Origin of the sequence: Aquimarina megaterium XH134 (genome assembly GCF_000520975.1) — a bacterium.
In the GTDB taxonomy this organism is placed as follows: Bacteria; Bacteroidota; Bacteroidia; order Flavobacteriales; family Flavobacteriaceae; genus Aquimarina; species Aquimarina megaterium.
In genome coordinates, this window is record NZ_JACB01000029.1 from 148,251 (window position 1) to 166,510 (window position 18,260).

Below are 18,260 nucleotides of genomic sequence, written 5' to 3' on the forward strand. Positions count from 1 at the left end.
TCATGAAATAGTAATAACATTATTTGTATTTATTATAGTATTTAGACTCGTAATGTGATCATTAGATAACTCACTAAGCCATTTTTTTGGATAATTGCCATCTTTTGGTGTTAGAGTTCCAGCATAAAACATTTGTAGTTTGTTAATAAGGTCAGGCAAATCATCAAACCCTCCATGTGTTTCTTGAAACTTATCTCTACAACTTAGAATATCCCTTGCCAAGCGGGAGTTAATTCCTTTAATCTCCATAGTCGGCCTACCTATACTATTTAAATTAGGAGGACCACTCATCGTAGGTATACCAACAGTGAATGGTACAGTATTAGTATCTTTCTTGATAAACGAATCATCCTTCCCTTCTTCTCTTTCTAATTCACCAGACTCAATGCTTATGTCTGTAGGAATATTAACGTTTTCATCAGTTCTGGAATCATCATAGGTAACATTAGTAATGTAAAAAAAGAATTTATCTTGTTCTTTAATTCTTGGAATCATTGCACTTTCCACTCCTTCCATACCAGAATTCACACTTTGACTAATTGGAGTTAAATTCCAATTTAGACCTGGACCATGAAGGTGTTCACTCAATAAATGACCTCGCACCCATTTGTCAGAAGCATCTTGTGCATGTGCAGTCCATCCTGGAGGGTTCTGCTTTGGAGAAGATCCTATAAAATCACCTGGCAAATGAGTTAGTGGCCACGCAGTAACATTTCCAGCTCTTGCTCCTTTTTTGGTTTTTTTGATTTTTGTTCTAACCGTTGCATCATTTTCATTTCCAAAATCTAAATCTGATAATTTGTTTGCAAATGTTTGCATTATAGATCTTAATTCCTGTGTAGCTTTTTGATATTGAAATCTTTTTGCTCTAGTTTTCTTTTTATCTGGCTCTGCTATGTATTCTGCCTCCTTGGTTGACACATCCTTTTCTTTTGTAACAACTGTTCCCTGGTAATAGTTTAATGCTCCTGTTATAGCTGCTTTTTTTGTCGTATCAGTTTCTTTTCCTGACTTATCTTTCAAAAATTTCTCAACTGGAGTCTCTTCACTGGCAACATAGAATATTTTTTTACCTCCTACCTCTTTTATAAATAGTTTATGGCTTCCTCCATCCTTCGATTTAAAATTCTCTTTAAACTTAAACCAACCTATTATTTTAGAGGCTATATCTTTCAATTTCTCTTTTCCTTTCTCGACCAAACCTTCTCCAAATTCGATAGCTTTAAGTACACCATTTATAATTGGCATTCCGATTTTTAATGCTTTACCTACCAACCAATCTATACCTTCGGTAATTTTCTCTCTTACTTTACCAATAATCTCTGCCAATTTTTTACCTATATCCCCTAAACCTACCTGGTTTGCCAGGAAGCCTATCAATACCGGAACTCCTTTTGCCATGGCTCCTTCTAAGAAATCGGCAGCTACTTTAATATTTCCTGCAGCGATTTCTGCCACACCATTGACAAATGAATTTAAGATCTCTAGCATTGCCTTGAGGTGCTCAATAAAGGATTGAATCGCTTTATAAATGGCAATTACACTATTGATTACAGCCATGATTCCTGTTGGATCTAGCATACTTAACAATTTGGTGATAACTGATTCTATAACCTTGGTCATGATCCAGTTTTTGGCAGCATCCAACACCATATTCCATAATTCGCTTAATTTCTCCTGCACATATTCCCAAATAGCTATTGGTCCTCTTTTGATAACGTCTTTTACAAAAGCCCAAATACCCGTTAATTTATCTATAGCTCCTTTAATCTTAGCGACTTTCTCAGCACCTATTTGCTCGGTTAATTTGATCCATACGCGCTCCATTATTTTATCTACACTTATCCCCAAAATCTCAAGCACAAGATTAAGTATGCTTTTGAAGCTGAAATCAGGAGGCATTTTAATACCTAAACCACCTAGTGAGCCAAATAACCAGGTAGCTAATCCACTCATTAAATGCTTGAGAATATTATCAAAGAACTGTACAAAGCCTTGCTTAATACCTTTAAGTATATTTTTCAGGAATCCAATAGGATCACGTTTTATATTACCAAAGGCCTCGAGAGAACGTTGTATAATATTGTTAACCGTATCAAACGGGAAGTTCATAGCAATGAGCATTATTTCAATGGCAATTTTTACAATAGTGATGATAAATTTCACTAGTCGTATTACTGGTGATTTGAAAGTGTTAAAGATCTTCACGAAAACGCCTGGCGGATTAAGGAAGTCTTTCCAACTCATGGATTCCCATAAACTTGTGAAGAGTCCGAGAACATATTCGACCGTGAATCCAAGACGCTTGACTGCTTTGTTAACCTTTTGGGTCATTTGATCAATTTTCCCACTTTCCTTCATTTGCTGGAACTGCGCTTCTCCACCATCCATAAGGCTAAAGAATCCATGAATGATATTTTCTGTGTTTCTTCTTACCTTATTACCAGTAAACGGATCTTTACCAATCAATACGGTTACCAAGAAGTACCCTCTCTGTTTCTTAGCAAAATCACTTAATTTTGATACTAGCACCTCTCTCAATAGGGCTAATAATTCTATCATTGCATCTGTAATAAAAGATGAAATTCGTTTTATTGGTGTTGTAAATGCTTCTGCTATTTTATTAAATGTTTCTATTGGAGTGAAAAGTGATTTAAACGAAATGAGTTCCCAAGCAGTACTAAAAATATTTTTAACATCAGATACCAAAGAAAGCATCAGATTTATACTTCTATCGATCCAGCCAGCGCATTTTTCGAAGATGCCATTCTCTATCATCTGGCGTTTTATTTGTGCTCCTCGATCTCCTAACACTTTTAATCCGGCATTAAGAATATTGGTTCCATTTCGGTCAACTCGTTTCTTGGTTATTGGATCTTCCTCAAGTATTACCGTTAGTAGATCATAAGCATTTGGGAAATATTTCTTAACCACGGTTACCAGATTGGTAACAGCAATATCTTTGACCGTACTTAGGAAATCCTTTCCTACATCATCCACAAATGAAACCACCTGTGTAACCACAGATTGAAACAAGTTTGCCACATCATTCATAACGCGTTCGGGATTACCAACATCTTTGATACTTAATCTATTCCAGAAACTAGCAAACTTCGATTTCACACTTTCTATGAGGCCCGAAAAATGTTTTACAGAATCAAATAACCAATTTGCTACCGGATTTGTAGCCTTAAAATAATCCAATACCCATTTCACGGTATCCCCTCCTATTGGAATAATATCCAATATAGCATCTAATAATGTAAGCGGTGTTTTATTTACCTTGGTACCTTTAATTGGGTCTTTACCCATAATATAGGTCAATAGGGTGTATCCTGGTATTTCTCCAACAAAATCCAGCACCTTATCGATCAAGAAATCTTTGGCTTTATCGATTCCTTCTTCTATAAGATCCGCCATATCAGAGGCTAATCCTGACACAGCATTCCAGGCATCACCAAGCCATCCACCCTGTATCATTGGACCATTCGATTTGGTTTTCACCTGGCTTGCTAACGACGATTCTGCTTTGGTTTGTATGTCTGCAGCACTATCATCAGATTCGTACTCTACCCCGTTTGAAGCAAACCCTCCTGGGCTACCAATTTCAGTTCTCTGTATCGTTTCTTCGCCTTCTTCTTTTTCTGGCTCTTCAGATTTTGCCTGAAGCATTTCTTCATCTTTCTCTTTTTCCTGATCATCTTCAGGTTTAGTCTGGATTTCCTCTTCCTCCTCTTTCTTAACACCATCCTTTTTGGTCTGGATTTCTTCTTCCTTCTGATCTTCTTCTGGTTTAGCCTGGATTTCTTCTTCTTCGTTTTCGTTCTCAGCTTTTCGGTTTACGCCATACTTAAGTTTAAGTAGTTCTTCCAGGGTTTTAGGTTTGGTATCCTTATCACCGTGTTCTGGATCTCTTAAATTTCCGGTTTTAGCCACCATCGGATTAAAGAAGCCTTGCCAGTTACTAATATCGTGGGTTTGTACTTGGATTTCACCACCTAAATTATCATCACCAGCTGTGTTTCCATTTACACTTTTTACACGATTGGTGCCTTCCATACCTACAACCAACCCGTAATGAGAGCGTAGTTTTTTATATGCCAAATCTCCTGGTTTTGGAGTATAACCTGGTGGATAAGCTGCTTCAGGTGGGATAAATGGTACTCCTAATTGCCATTTAGGCATAGGGATACCGGCTTTGTTTAATGCCCAGAAAGCAAATATACCACACCAACTAGGCATAGCATCTCTCATTCCTACACCGAGTTTGTCATTATGATCAATAATATTTCCTTTGAATTTGGATTGTTTTTTGATATTTATTCTAGGAACTATATTTTTTTCGCCTGTTGGTTGTGAGACTATTTTGTCCTTTCCAAAGGTGGTTTCAAAATACTCCATTAATCTTTCCCAACCGTAACGATACCCATCTGCCCCCTCTTTATTGGCAATAACTTTTCCTTTTTCACCCTCTGCAAGTTCTACAGCTTTTGTTAGTTGTGGTGCTACTTGTCTTTGAAGAATAGACTTTTTCTGTACAGCTGTGAATGCGTGTTTTCGCTGTACTTTGGATTGGGCAACAGGAGATGCTCCCTGCTGAATGGTATGTGTTAACTCATGCGCAAGTAACGTTTTACCCGAACTTGAATCCGGATCGTATTTTCCGCTATTGAAATAGACATGATTTCCGTAAGTAAAAGCATGTGCATTTACTTGCTTACTCATTTGCTGAGCGCTCGTGTCAGTATGTATTTTTACTGCACTAAAATCTGCCCCAAAGCGGGATTCCATAAAACTACTGACCGATTTAGACATGGGTCGGCCACCTGAAGTTGAATTGTGCAATTGATTCTGAAATCGCACACCCGTAGCGGGCGGACCGCGGCCACTTCTTTGTATAACATCTGAATGATACATAGAAGGTGACCGCTCATTCGAATATCTCTGCAAGGATTCTTCCTCATCACTAGATGATGCTTGCATATCTGTATTCTCTTCTCTTTGTATAAAAGTGTATTGTTTGGTTTGTATAGAAGGAGATTCTTCCTGTTCTTCATCTGCCATTCTTTGTACAGAAATAGCAGCTGTCTGGATAGTTTCCTCTTCTTCTTTTTCTTCTTCCTGACGTTGCACTTCGGGAGGAGCAGTATTTTGCAAACCAACCTGCTGATCCGACATATTTACCACTCTTTCTGCTACAAGATCTGCTTCTTTTTCGTAGACATCATTAGGTTGATTCACTCGTAATTTGGTCTGAATGGCTGGCTTAAAAAAGGTAGGTTCTGACGCAGTTGTCCTCTGCTCTTTTTGAGATCCAAAAAAAGTTTGTTCTGTCTTGCGTTGTACGCTCACAGAGGGTTTCGCTGTCTTATCTGCTGTTGTAGAAAACAAATTCTAATTTTTATTCCATTCTACAAATAGAATATTCTGCATCCAATCTAGCTTTATGGTCGTATAGTTCCATGAAACATAGGATAGTAAAATATCTACTGTTTGCTCTTTTATATATAAATAGTAAAATCCATTTTTGAATTTTAATTCTCCTTCCCGAATTAAAAAGGTTTCTCTTAGACCATCCGGAGTTGTATTTTTTAACGCTTCCCAATGCCCAATAACAGAATCTAATAGTTCGTTTATGTGAGAATCTAATTTTTTATTTGATTTTATTTCGGTATCACAATGTTGTCCGGGTTTTAATCCAGATAAGATTTTTGGTAAGGTTAGTTTCCATTCTGGCGCTGTGGTTTCTCCAGTTGCTATATAATGAAACAACATTGGTATTTCTTGTTGTTTTAACACTCCTGCTTTTGTGTCGATATACCCCAGGTTTTTTAGAAACATTGAAAGAAACGGAGCTAACAAAACAAGTCCTGCCTGACCTACATATGCGCTATCCCCTTTAACATCTATAATAACTTCTTCACTTGTGTTTTTTTCTTTATCTGTACTTTTTTCATTTGAAGGATCTTTACCAACACTATATTCTTCAATGGCAAGAGAATTTAATTCTCTTTTAATATCACTATGATCAAAGATTGCAGACAATTCTTTTTCAATTTGTTTTGGGATTTTAAGCTTAACTATAGCTGCTTTTGATTGTTTAATTTGTTGTCTAATAACCTTTTGTAGTGTTAACGATAACGACATTTCGCTTTTAGGTAACAATCTAAAGATCTTAAAATAAAAATCAACCTGATTAATGGGCCATAAATAATCTGGATTAACAACCTGTAATTGTATTACCGCAGTAAGCCATTTTAATGCGTTTTTTTCTCCTAACCATTTCCTTATAAATTCTTTCAACTCACTAATTTGTACGAGTTCAAAAAACCTGACAAATACACTCTTATTCTGTATCCGATTTTGCCATCGCATGTATAATTCTTTATTCGCAATAATCTCTTCAAAAAAAGTAGCGACCAGATCGTTCCATTTCTCATTAGAATAATATTGGTTTATCTGGCCACTTATTATGTATTCTAATACAATATTGGCACTATATTGTTCTATAGAAACTTTTGAAGATTGATTTTGGTGTATTGATTTTTTTAAAGCACTAAGAATTTGGTCACTAATCACAGAAAGTAAATCTTCATCATCCTTAAAAAAGTGATCTTCTACATTAAGATTTAGTTCTATACTTATTTCAGGAATATGAATAATGGTATGAATATCTGTCAAATTATTGGCATGGTGATCAATAGTTTCCAGGACATTTTTTTTTGCCCAATCCACAAAATCATTTCCTTTTAATTCATCACTCGTAAGAGTTTTGAAATCAAACTCAATGAATGCATTATGTATTCTATGTATATGATTCTTTGCCACTAGGATAATAATTGTGTTAATACATCATCTAATTTTTTTAGTAATTGAATATAAGTCGTCTTATCTGGTGTCTCTGAAGAAGTCTTAGTAAGTTCCCCAGTGGTTATTTTTTTCATACTATCTAAGATTTTCTTTTCTGGATTTGTAAATTTGATAGAGTTTCTCCAGGAATTTATCTGCCGGATCATCATACCTAGTACTTTTTCTGTTTTTACTTTTGCCTTGTTTACATCTGCTTTTTGACAGCAAGCATAGAACATGGTTAGTTTTAATAAAATTTCATATAATAAAAGTGCAGACCTTCTTTGCTTTGAATCAGAAGTTATAGTCGAATTCAGAGATTTAAGGATTTCTAAAATTGTAGAGACCGGCATTTGTCCTGTTAACAGTTTGAATTGCTCTTTCTGAGGTAAGGCCTGAATACTTGAAAACTTGTCAATGAATATGGTTTTCAAGGCTATGTATTGCTCTCCACTTTTAAATTTATCGGTACTATTTTTATCAAGAATTTTAAATTCTGCTGCAATTTCATCTATTGGAGTACATAGTCTGGTTTCTGTTTGACCTTCATTTTGGAAATTATACGTTACCGTTTCGGATGCATCACAAATACCATTTACCACTTTTAATGTTACTGTCGCCGGAAAGCTTTCAAAAGTAATAGGTCCCGGTTTTTTTTCAGTTGAAGTTTGCCCATTTCCGAAATCCCAAAAATAACTATCTACAAATTCTGTCGCACTTTCAAACTCGATGATGTGTTTCACTCGATCAATAAGATTAGCAGCAATAGAAACCTCTGGGTTCTTATAAACTTTCACTGTTATACTTTTTTTACTATCTTCATTTGGGTAATACGTGATCTCAACTTCTCTAAAAGCGCTATTTTCAGCTTTGAAATTGTATGGTATAAATTCATTAGTACTCACCATAGTACCATCTATCTCTAACTCACCCCCTTCTGGTTCTGCTATTATAGGATAGGGTGTATCATCATCATCACAATACTCTCTCTTTTCTATTTCTAATCGAATATCAATTGGATCAGGTTCTGTCTCACCTCCAATAACCAGAAAATTCATGGGCATACAGGATGCTTTACACATATTAGGAACAAAAAAATCTGCAATTACTGTACCATCAGGAAATTGATTCACCAGCGATTTTAACTCATCGCTTGTTAGCCTATCACTCTTTTGCAAGGTTTCAAACTCCTCAAAAACTCTGTTAAATTCAAGGCCTTTTACAGATTTACTATTTCTTACCTCCGAAATAGGATTACTCGTATTCGCTGCTCTCTTATATTCTTTAGCGCTTACAAATTCTCTGAAATCTCTTGATGCAGTATCTATTGCAGCTCTTGACACATTTTCGGCTGCGGCAAATTCATCAATAGTTACAACTGTTGAACTTCCTGCCAGTGTTATATTAACATTACTTCTACCTTTAACTTGTTCTTCTTTTGTTTGATAACCAACATAAGAAACGACCAAAACTGCCTTATCCGGATCTGATACAGTAATTGAATAGTTACCATCAAAATCAGAGGTTGTGCCTTGTGTCGTGCCTTTTACAATTATATTTGCTCCTGGTAAAGAAGCTCCTGTAACATCGGTTATAGTGCCCGTAATTGTTGATGTTCTTATTTCTCGTTTATCATTATATACTAATATAAAAGTACCTCCGGTAGTCACCCCTGCTTTATGCTGTATCCCACTATTTCTAAAAGCATACATTGCAAATGTTTGATTGGTTATAAAAAGCGCATAGTTGAAAAGGAAATTTCTATAAAGTACGTTAAACACATCCGCTTTACAAATCCATGTCACAGCTGCCAGGCTTTCTTCCCATAAAGAAGGTAATTCTATATTATTATCACTACCCGAGAGATTATCAACTAATAATAACATGTAAGCCGCAACATTAGAGGCATCTTCTAATCTTTGAGTAAGTACATTTATTTTGAGATCTACCAAACCATCTGCTAGTGTTTCATGAATTTTTTCCAAATAATACATGAGATAGACCGGGTTGAGTAAAAATATCTGATTATTTGCTGCTACAGGAATACCCGCAAATCCTATTGTAGTGCTAAATGCCAATGGAGTAATGTACTCTGCATTTTTTAATGGGGCATAGAATTTATCAAATGCTTCTCCATATGTATTTGTTTTTGTTTTATAATTTGGGAATTTTTTTCTGACCATATCCGATTCCGGAAAATTATTGGTCTCTGTTATAGGTGTGCCAGCCACAACGGGTAAATTGTAGAAATACACCATTACTTTAAGTATTGTACACCTCAACTCGGCTGCATGTGCATCATATTGTGATTCTATATCAGCAAAATAGCATATCAATTCTTCAACAATATCCTTATTGCCCGAAATAATTTCGGCTAAGCTATTTTTGTTCGACAATAGACTTCTAAAAAGTTCAAATACATCCCCATTCAATGCCACAACATCAATGGGCAGTCGTTTTTCATTTTTCACTTTATTGACTTGAGCTAAGGCACTTTTCCAATTCATGCCCAAATGCCCTTCAACTCTAAAAAAATTGTATGGTTCGATATCATAGCTTAAAGGATCTTTGATATATTTATTTGCTCCATATTTATTTGCATCATACGATAAGTTAGTATCTCCTTTTTTGAGTTTTGTTTTTTTGAAATTCCAGTGATTATACAATTCATCTGGTCCATTTACAATATCATAGTAATAAGGTATTGCTTTATCCGAAAGAGTGATATCTCCATAGTTACTAGGTGTAACTTTTACAGTTCTTCGATCTTCAGTAAATGATGAGAATGGAATTTCCAGTTTCTTAATTAATAGCGCTATCTTTTTTAATAAGAATTTTATTTTTCCTTCTGAACAGCAATTACAAGAAAAAGCAGGAGATTGAATCCAGTGATGCCTAAATTCGTCTTCAGAAGAAATTGCATTTCCTAATATCAAATGTCTAGGAAATAAATCCTGGTTAGGACTGCAAAGGATTAAACATTCATTACACATTTTTCGCAGCTCTTCATAAGCATAAATTAAATCTGAGAAGAAATCATAATAATACTGTACATGAAGTAATTGTTGAGCTGTTAGGCTTCCATCAAACAAAAATTTGAACTTATTTTTAAGTCCTGAAAATGGATTACTAGGAAATTCATCTTTTATGTAATATCCAAATGAACTGTAAGCAGCCTCTAGTATTTTTTCAATTTCTAAGATAAAACCACTATCCAATACTTTAAGAAAGTTCTTCAACACTTCTTCAGAACTAAGCAATAGTGTACTAGGTACATTATACCTGGGCATCTTTATCGAAGGCCACTCTACACATGATGGCTCATGCAAAAATGGTTTTTTATTTGCACCACTAAATATGAGTTCGTCTAGATTCTCAAGATCAACCAATAGTGGTCTATGTGTTACTTCTACCGTACAACCTTTATCATCACAAGAATCAGGGTCGCAATTTTTGTTATCCACCCTCAGTAATTCAACAAAAATAACCACCGCTTTGTCCTCAAGAAAACTAGCATTAATAGTTTTTTTTATTTCTGCAGCTCCATTGTTATGTAACAAATACAGCGGGAACTTTTGTTTCTTAGTTATAGCGTTTATAAAAGGAGGGTACATGAACTCCTGCTCGGCAGAAAACTCATCATTATAAAATGTATACGTGGTTTCGGGAAAAGGTACCAAATATCCTTTTGAAGTCACTCCAACGCCTTGCGATATTGTTAAAGCCGTCCGACTTGCATTTACACTAACTTGCATACCACACATTACTCCAATACCAATTAAGGTAGTTCTGGTAAGTCGTTGTTGCTCCTCCAAATAGCCAAACATCTGATTAAGGCTTTTCTCTGTAAGCACTTGATCTGCTACAAATTTTGGATACCGATCATGTTGAATAGATTGCCCCATAATAATAATTTTTAAATGATAGTGCTATTTAACCTAACCCTGTTTTCATCATCCCCATCTTCACAATCATGTAAGGTGGCTTGAGGGTAAACACTTTTTAAATTTTTAAATATTTCTAGTACTTTTTTTAGTCTATCGTGCAAAATGATTTCATCTGATTCAGGCTTTGCTAACTCTAATAACCAATTGCAATAGGCTTCTTCAAATTCTTGTAATTGTTCTTCTGAGACCCAGCAAATCTTGACACCCAAATGTGCTGGAGTTTCCATACGAATTGTTTTTTCTGCGAACTTCCTAAAGGCAATTCCGCTATTAGATACGCCTTGTTCCCCATTTAAAACCACTGTTATTCTGAAGGAATAAGGATCTTCTTCCCCACATACCTTGCAGTCTTTTGGGATACAAATGGGAAGAAACGAATCGCCTTCTGGAATGGTAAGGGACGGAAGATTGCGTGGACGTAATAGAATATGTTCTACAACGTATACTTTTTCGCTAAGAACTATTTGATCAATAAATGCCTCTATACTATTTTTTTGTGTATTTGCATCAGGTTCTAACGGGAAGGTAGTAGGTCCAGATGCTATCAAATCTCCATTATTATCTTCTAATTGTATTGCAAATTCTGGACCTTCTGCAATAACCTTGAGATGCGTTTTTAATGTTAATTGTTCTATTGCCAGATTAACAGCTTTCTTTAATTGATTTCGTAAATCATATTCTTGATCTATGTCTATCAACTCACTGCCAACCAGTATATTCTCTCCTTCATAATCATCTAAGAACCAGTTTCCATTCCATTTACCATCAGTATTTTTTTTGACCTGGTATCTAATGAATGAATTTGCGCCGTTTAACCCTAATACTACTTTTATTCTCTCACTTAATCCAGATGAATTTTCTATATCGCAAACTTTTGTTTCATCCTTATAATTAATTGCTTTCGCACGATTAGAGGAAATAACAGGGAATTTTTCTAAGAAATTAATTTTATCGAAAACAAGTTCTTCTTCGGCCTTTTCTTCTGATCCATATGCCTGATAAAGCATTAGAGCATATTCGCTAAATGATTCTGAAAACCGTGCCAGTAAGTGATCTAAAAACCCATTTCGTCTATCCAGAAATTGACTTCTGTTTTCTAATAAATCATGAAAACCGCTATCATCAATATTTACATATAAATCTGAGACTCCTTTCATTTCTTTCTCACTAAACAAACTGGCAAAATAACTTTTCGAAATCGTTGGATTAATAGATAATATATCCTTGAATCGTTCTAATTGTTTGAGATATACTGAAAATAAATGTTCAAATAACAACAGATATGCCTTTAACTGTTTGGCTTGAGCTTTTCTTTGTATGGTTGAAGGTTCTTTTAGACCATGGATACCCACTCCGTAGGTTTCTGGTAATGAATATTGAAGAGGGTAATGTCCTTTCTGATTTAAATATTCTCCTTCGGGCACCTTTAAGTCATTGTCAGTTTGTATCACTTTATTTTGTTGTCGTATACCTCTCCACATTTGCAACGTATCGTGCAATTCGTCCTGAAACGGAAGAAATGGCAAATCATCTTTAAAGACTAAAACCTTAGAAGCATGAATGTATAATCGAGGCTGATGTCCTGATTTTATTTTTAGTTCCCAAGGTTGAGATTCAACCAATTTTCCGGCTTCATCATATCGTGTAAGTGTTATATTTTTTACGGCCTCTATTCCTTTAACATCCATCAAAATATTAATGATGTCTGATGTGTACAATGTGGTTCGTAAATTCGAATGATCTAGTTCTTCATCAAGTATAAAACCATGATCCAATTTAGGCCCGTGAAATATCTCTTCTGTATATTTTCCATCCGATAGTAATTCACTTAACGTATAAAATTTTACTACAGGATTTAGATATTCAGTTATTAGATAATAAGCCTCTCCTAATACTACCTCAATATCTACATCTGCCGACATTTCTATGTCTGCACATAACCCAACGTCTACGATTGGGATTGTTGATATTTTGCAGTAATCTTCGGCCAAATTTCTATGTATATTTAAAGTTTTTTTTGCTTTTTTGACAGCTTCATTGGCCTTCTTAAGCTGAAATAAATATTGACTAAAAGGTCCCGTTTGATTGACGTCTTCAAAAACCGTTTTTATATCTGCTTTTTTAATTGCCGCTCTTCCATCATCTGTTTTGAACCAAATTTTTACAGGTAGTTCTAAGAGATTAATATGTTCTACTCCATCAGATGTGGTGACTTTGTAGTCTACATCAATTCTTAAAGGATCTCTAAGAGCTCTGTAGAACTTCTCATCGGATACATCTAAATGATAGTTGGTTAACTCTATGGCAATTATTTCATTCGCCTGAACTATATTCATTAGACCCAGATCTGATTGCGCTTTGTGCCAAGGACTAAATCTAATTTCTGCAGTTGCTCTATGTTTGTTCGTATCAAAGCCAAATTGATGAAAGATTTTTCCTCCGTTTAAATCTCCATATTGAGAATCTACTTCCAACTCTAATAAAGCATCCCAAAAGCCTTTTATCACTATTGGATGTTCTGTTTCATCATAGGTTAACTCACTTTCTTTACAATCTGCATAAAAATCTGGATGACAAGGGCAAGGAGTACAACTCATCCATGCATTTGCTATTCCGATTTGATCAATTAGCACTTTACGCCAGTCATTATTGGTAAAAGGATTAATTGTTAATATCTCACGAGCAGTATAGAAACATTGATCATCCCATTTCACTTCTTGGTTTGTTTGATAGGCCAACAAATCTTCAATTGAAAAACCAAGTTTAAAACCAACTTCTGTTTGAGCAAAGCAAAGAAGTTCTAGTAATGTAATTCCCGGATCATGAATATTATAATCTGTCCAATACGTGCTTCCTAATTTTTCAATTAGTTCAATACCTTTTTTTCGAAGAGCTATATAATCTTCACTTTCCCTAAAACCGGGATTTTTTAATATGGTAATGTGCTCATTCATCGTTACAATCTATTGCTTCGGTTGTATTAATAGTTTTAAGAATTACATGCAAATCATGTTTAATTGCAGGAACAGAAACCAGTATTGATCTTGCTGTTGAAGCAACGGCCTCATCTACTTTAGTGATTTCACCAGATGATTTTATATGGAATAACTCAAAATCCGTTAGAAAATCTACATATGGTAATTCTTCAATAAAGTCGATTAACACAGATTGATGAATACGACCTCCAAAATTTAAATCAGTATCAGAAGCAAACGCCCATGGACTTAAGAAATTGGTAATATCTTTTTGGATTACTTCTTTGTAGTAATTAATATCCGGAAATTCATTTCTAAGCGTTATTGTGCATTTCACTTTGACTTCTTCAAAGTCAGGTTGTGCTGTATGAATGCTAACCTGGCATGAGGTTCGTTCATTAAGAAATTCTTCAATCTTTTTTAATGTGCTTTTTTTGGTATATGGTTTTAGTGGATCAATATCATTTCTATTGGCTAAATTGGGAATTGTAATTATTGAAACATTCCCAGGTGCTACTTCATTATAGACCAAATTACCTTCGCTTAATGATCCTCCAATTTTTGTGTGATTAAGACATTTTACTTTATATATTTCGGGAAATGCCTGTAGTACCAGACGCTCATAATCCCAGATGGTAATTGCCCGATTTTTATGACGTAATCGTTCTGAAGCTCTTAAGTAAAAAGCTTCATCATTCTCTATAGGAGTTCCGTCAAAACTTGTGAATGGTTGTTCAATTTTTTTAATCTTAGCCTCGGGAGTAAATAATTTCTTGATTTCACCAGGAGATGAAATCATAGATTCATATGCTGTTTTCTCGGGTATAATTCTTTGTACTTCTATTGCATTTGGATAAATACCAACTATTTTGCAGACAGCATCAGGAGCTTCTTTAACAGAACACCTGATCCATATTAGCCCATTTTCAAAAGCGGTATGCTCAAGACTTGCATTTTTAGGGATAATGAAATTTATAAGACCCGACTCGATCAAACCACTGGTATTGTCTCCAATACTATCATCATCAAATTTTTTCCAAACATTATTAGCCATTAAATATTCCCAAATAAGGTGTTCTTCTGGCTTTTCTAATAATGGATCTTCACTACCTTCTTGTACCTGAAACAAAATTGCCTGAGTATCTCCTGGTTGTATATTCTCTATACCAATCAATAAACTACCTTGAGACTTATATATCCCGTCTGTTCTTCTGATTAATTTGCTTACTAATTTTATTGGTCGATTTTGCAATATCTTATGTTGTTCGCTATCACCAAAAGGGCCAATATGAAAAAATTCCAACGGCCTGTCATCAAATTTATCTTTGTTGGATAATTGTGATGTACAACTTGCCTCATAACTAACCGAGAACGATTGCAAAGTTGGGTTATAAGGATACGCAGGTGCAGTAGCGTTATCATCATTAAGCTTAAAAAAACTTTGTAATGCCAAATAATAATCTCTATGCCCAAAGTCATTATTGAGTTTGATTTTTAGAAAGCCTTTATTAGAATTAGCACTATAAGATCTCCAAGATTGATCTTTATTTAGAAATAAATCTTTATGCGTATTGGATGATAAGTTAATGTTCAAGCTAGTTTTAGAAACAATCTCGGATTCTGCATCATTGCTAACCCTAAATACCTGTTTATCATCATACAAGGACACCCATTTATTTTTACTTAGTTTTAGGATCTCAACCTTTGGAACATAACCATCATCACCCGTACTTTTTCTATTTGTACTGCGAAAAGAAATATATTTTATCGAACTCTTAGGGTCGTGATCTATAGCTGATAAGTTAATGCTACCATCATCGTTTAAAGGATAATCTTTCCAATCGAAGTTAAATTTAATTTTAGCTCCTTTTTTATAAAATATCTCATCACTACCTATAATAAAGGAATTACCAATTGTGGGTTCTGGTCCCCAAGGATGAAAAGGTTTAGAAGGATTCAATGGATTCGAGTCATTGTGCAATTCTAAATTTTTAATTCCGTCTTCATTATATGAACCTTCAATCTGACCGACATTAACCGTCAATTTAATTTTGCTAACCGCAGTGCTAGCTAATTCATCATAAATAAACGGTTGATCATCCTGGTGTTCTAATACAATTTTTAACACCGGTTCTGTAGCAGTAAGACTTCCCAAATGCGTATCTTTATTGTATGCTACAATTGGGTCTTTGTCTGCAGGTATCGTACATGTAAAAGTGAATCCCACTTTACCATCAAGCGTATCTTTTTTTAGGTCTGGAAAATCAATTTCCAGCCATTCTTTTTCCGTTGTAATATATGCCTTGTAGTTAAAATTAGTTGTTGAAACGTTTTTTCCCAAAAAGACTTCCATAGTAATAGTTCTCAAACCTTCTTTTAACCTTAAAAAGTGTGAAGCAATTGCAAAACCAATTTCAGCTTTGGGCATAGTAATAGCTGCTAGTTCTGCGTTCTCATATTTTTTAATATGGAATGGATGCCATGCGATAACATCTTCTTCTAATTTTTCTCCTAATCCATCTGCACTATTGATGATGGGGGCTGCGAATAATCTTTTGTTATTTATCTGACTTCCAATGTTGTCTTCTGCTTCGCCAAAATACAGAGCAGACAAATGCTTTATTTTTGCTTTATTAAGAACTGTCTCTTTGTTACTGCTGTAAGTAATAGTATTACCTGTATCGTCCTTGGGGCCTATAAATAGTGTATCACCTTTTATCGCATAAGAAGAGGTTATTTTATTTAACTCTAACGTTAAAAATGCCTTATCCGGAGATTGCGACAGAGGTTTAAGTTGCAAAACATTTTTGTAATAAAAATCAAGATGTCGTCCTGTAAGTTCATTCAAATGCCCCTTAGTGGCATCCAGAAGTTCTAACCAAGCGAGATAAAGTGCATAATTTGGCTGATGGTTTGGCCAGTCACTTAAATATGTATTAAGGTACTTCTGAGAAAGTTTACTGATAAATGTTGCCGAAGCGCTAATCTCATCCAAAATACTGGTAAAGAAGTTATGTTGGCTTACATACTTTATTTTTTTAGCAAAACCGGACAAACCTCCAAAGATTGAAGGATCTGAAGAAATAGCACTATAATAGGTACTAAAATCTGATGAATCCAAATATCTTTTTCCTGCAAGACCGGACAATCCAGAATTAATAGCTTCTTCATGCCCTGTAATTGGCTCATGAAAGATATTCAAATCAATTGAAGTACTATTTACTATTAATTTTTGAGCAGGAGTTCCTGCTAAAGATGCTTTATAATACGCAAAAGCTCTGTGCTCCAGAGGTAATAATTTTGCCTGAATATGATTAAGAAGAATGCTATTATATTCTTTATCTTCTTGGGTTAATTGAAACAACTTATCTACTATAACAAAATACGAGAAAATGATATCAAAAAGATAGGTGTATGCTTTTTTAAGTCCAGTATCTTCTGTTTCTATATACAACAATATTTCTCTGATATACTGTGACAACATTTCGGGAGGATAGCTTGCGGCCAATGCCAACTGCGCACTAATATTGGAAGTAAAAAAAGGTTTCATTGTTCCAACAGCAGCATTATTTAATGCCGTATATCTAATATTATCCGAAAATTTACCTGCCCATACCATCCAATCTTCCGTAGATTTATCAATTATTTCTACAGATGATGGACTGAGTTTTGACAATACTCGTTGTCCTTGGCTAGTGCCATTTCGAATTAGTGGATTTCTATTTTCAGGACAATCACTCATTTTATACAGCTAATGGATGGTTTGTAGTTAAAATATTCATTTCGGTTGCTTCTTCACTATAGAATGGGAATACAAAATTGAATCTACTATTTGTGGAGCTAACGATATATTCTATTGAAATCAATAATACTCCTTCGTTTTGTCTGGAATCATCGAGTGTAATTTTTTTTGCTTCAATTCTCGGTTCAAAATATAGTATGGCAATTCTTATTCGTTCTTTGATCATGGTTTTAGTCCCCGTATCTAACGATTCGAATAATAAGGTTTCCATATGACAACCATATTTTGGTTGCATTACTCTTTCTCCAGGTCTTGTTGTTAATAATATCTCTAAGCTTTTCTGGATATCATCAAATAGTTCTGTGGTTTCTAATTGGCCTTTTTCTCGATTAAATGTTGGAGGAAAACTCCAACCCACTCCTATAAAGTCTTTTGCTTTATTCATAATTTTATTCTTATCCGATCAAAACTGTTGGTGCTCCTAATATAATTGTACCTCCATGGGCTGTCGAGTCACCCATTCTGGCTGCTGGTTTACCTTCTATCATTACTGTTCCAGATCCTGCCATTATTGTATCTGGAGGACCTACACAAGTACACATATCCCCTACGCGTGCGGCAGGCATTCCTGCTATCATTACGGTACCGCTACCCATAGAAATCGGACCGCCAACATGTGGCACTACTCCTGTTACCATAGGGCAAACATGAAAATCTGTTACTCTTGCTGCTGGTGCTCCCATATTT

General features: G+C 35.0%; 7 protein-coding genes. All 7 read right to left on the minus strand.

What is annotated here, in order from left to right:
- From Z053_RS0115015 to Z053_RS0115045, 7 genes are read right to left on the minus strand one after another with little or no spacing between them, the layout of a single operon-like run.
- A complete protein-coding gene (locus Z053_RS0115015; protein ID WP_025665830.1) occupies positions 1-5,391 on the minus strand; it encodes an eCIS core domain-containing protein in 5,391 nt (1,796 codons plus the stop codon).
- 3 nt (positions 5,392-5,394) lie between these two features.
- Positions 5,395-6,828 (minus strand): contractile injection system tape measure protein, encoded by a 1,434-nt coding sequence (locus Z053_RS0115020; RefSeq protein ID WP_025665831.1) that lies wholly within the window; start codon positions 6,826-6,828, stop codon positions 5,395-5,397.
- The gene (locus Z053_RS31940; protein ID WP_025665832.1) at positions 6,828-10,754 is read right to left on the minus strand and encodes a PKD domain-containing protein; all 3,927 of its coding nucleotides are present in this window, start codon (positions 10,752-10,754) and stop codon (positions 6,828-6,830) included. The genes Z053_RS0115020 and Z053_RS31940 overlap by 1 nt, the downstream gene beginning before the upstream one ends.
- Positions 10,755-10,765: 11 nt before the next feature.
- Entirely contained in the window at positions 10,766-13,750 is a 2,985-nt protein-coding gene (locus tag Z053_RS0115030; protein ID WP_025665833.1) for a hypothetical protein, read from the minus strand.
- Positions 13,743-17,513 carry a baseplate J/gp47 family protein gene (locus Z053_RS0115035; protein ID WP_025665834.1) on the minus strand — a complete coding sequence of 1,257 codons (3,771 nt, stop codon included), beginning with the start codon at positions 17,511-17,513 and terminating at the stop codon, positions 13,743-13,745. Before Z053_RS0115035 ends, Z053_RS0115030 begins: the two co-directional genes overlap by 8 nt.
- A gap of 1 nt (position 17,514) precedes the next feature.
- Entirely contained in the window at positions 17,515-17,958 is a 444-nt protein-coding gene (locus Z053_RS0115040; protein ID WP_025665835.1) for a GPW/gp25 family protein, read from the minus strand.
- 10 nt (positions 17,959-17,968) lie between these two features.
- Positions 17,969-18,256, minus strand: coding sequence for a PAAR domain-containing protein (locus Z053_RS0115045; protein ID WP_025665836.1), 288 nt, complete (start codon positions 18,254-18,256; stop codon positions 17,969-17,971).
- Positions 18,257-18,260 lie beyond the last annotated feature (4 nt).

Bases quoted from the DNA above. Each gene is read 5' to 3' on its own strand.
- Z053_RS31940 (WP_025665832.1), bottom strand. From the start codon at position 10,754: ATGGGGCAATCTATTCAACATGATCGGTATCCAAAATTTGTAGCAGAT.
- Z053_RS0115030 (WP_025665833.1), bottom strand. From the start codon at position 13,750: ATGAATGAGCACATTACCATATTAAAAAATCCCGGTTTTAGGGAAAGT.
- Z053_RS0115035 (WP_025665834.1), bottom strand. From the start codon at position 17,513: ATGAGTGATTGTCCTGAAAATAGAAATCCACTAATTCGAAATGGCACT.
- Z053_RS0115040 (WP_025665835.1), bottom strand. From the start codon at position 17,958: ATGAATAAAGCAAAAGACTTTATAGGAGTGGGTTGGAGTTTTCCTCCA.
- Z053_RS0115045 (WP_025665836.1), bottom strand. From the start codon at position 18,256: ATGGGAGCACCAGCAGCAAGAGTAACAGATTTTCATGTTTGCCCTATG.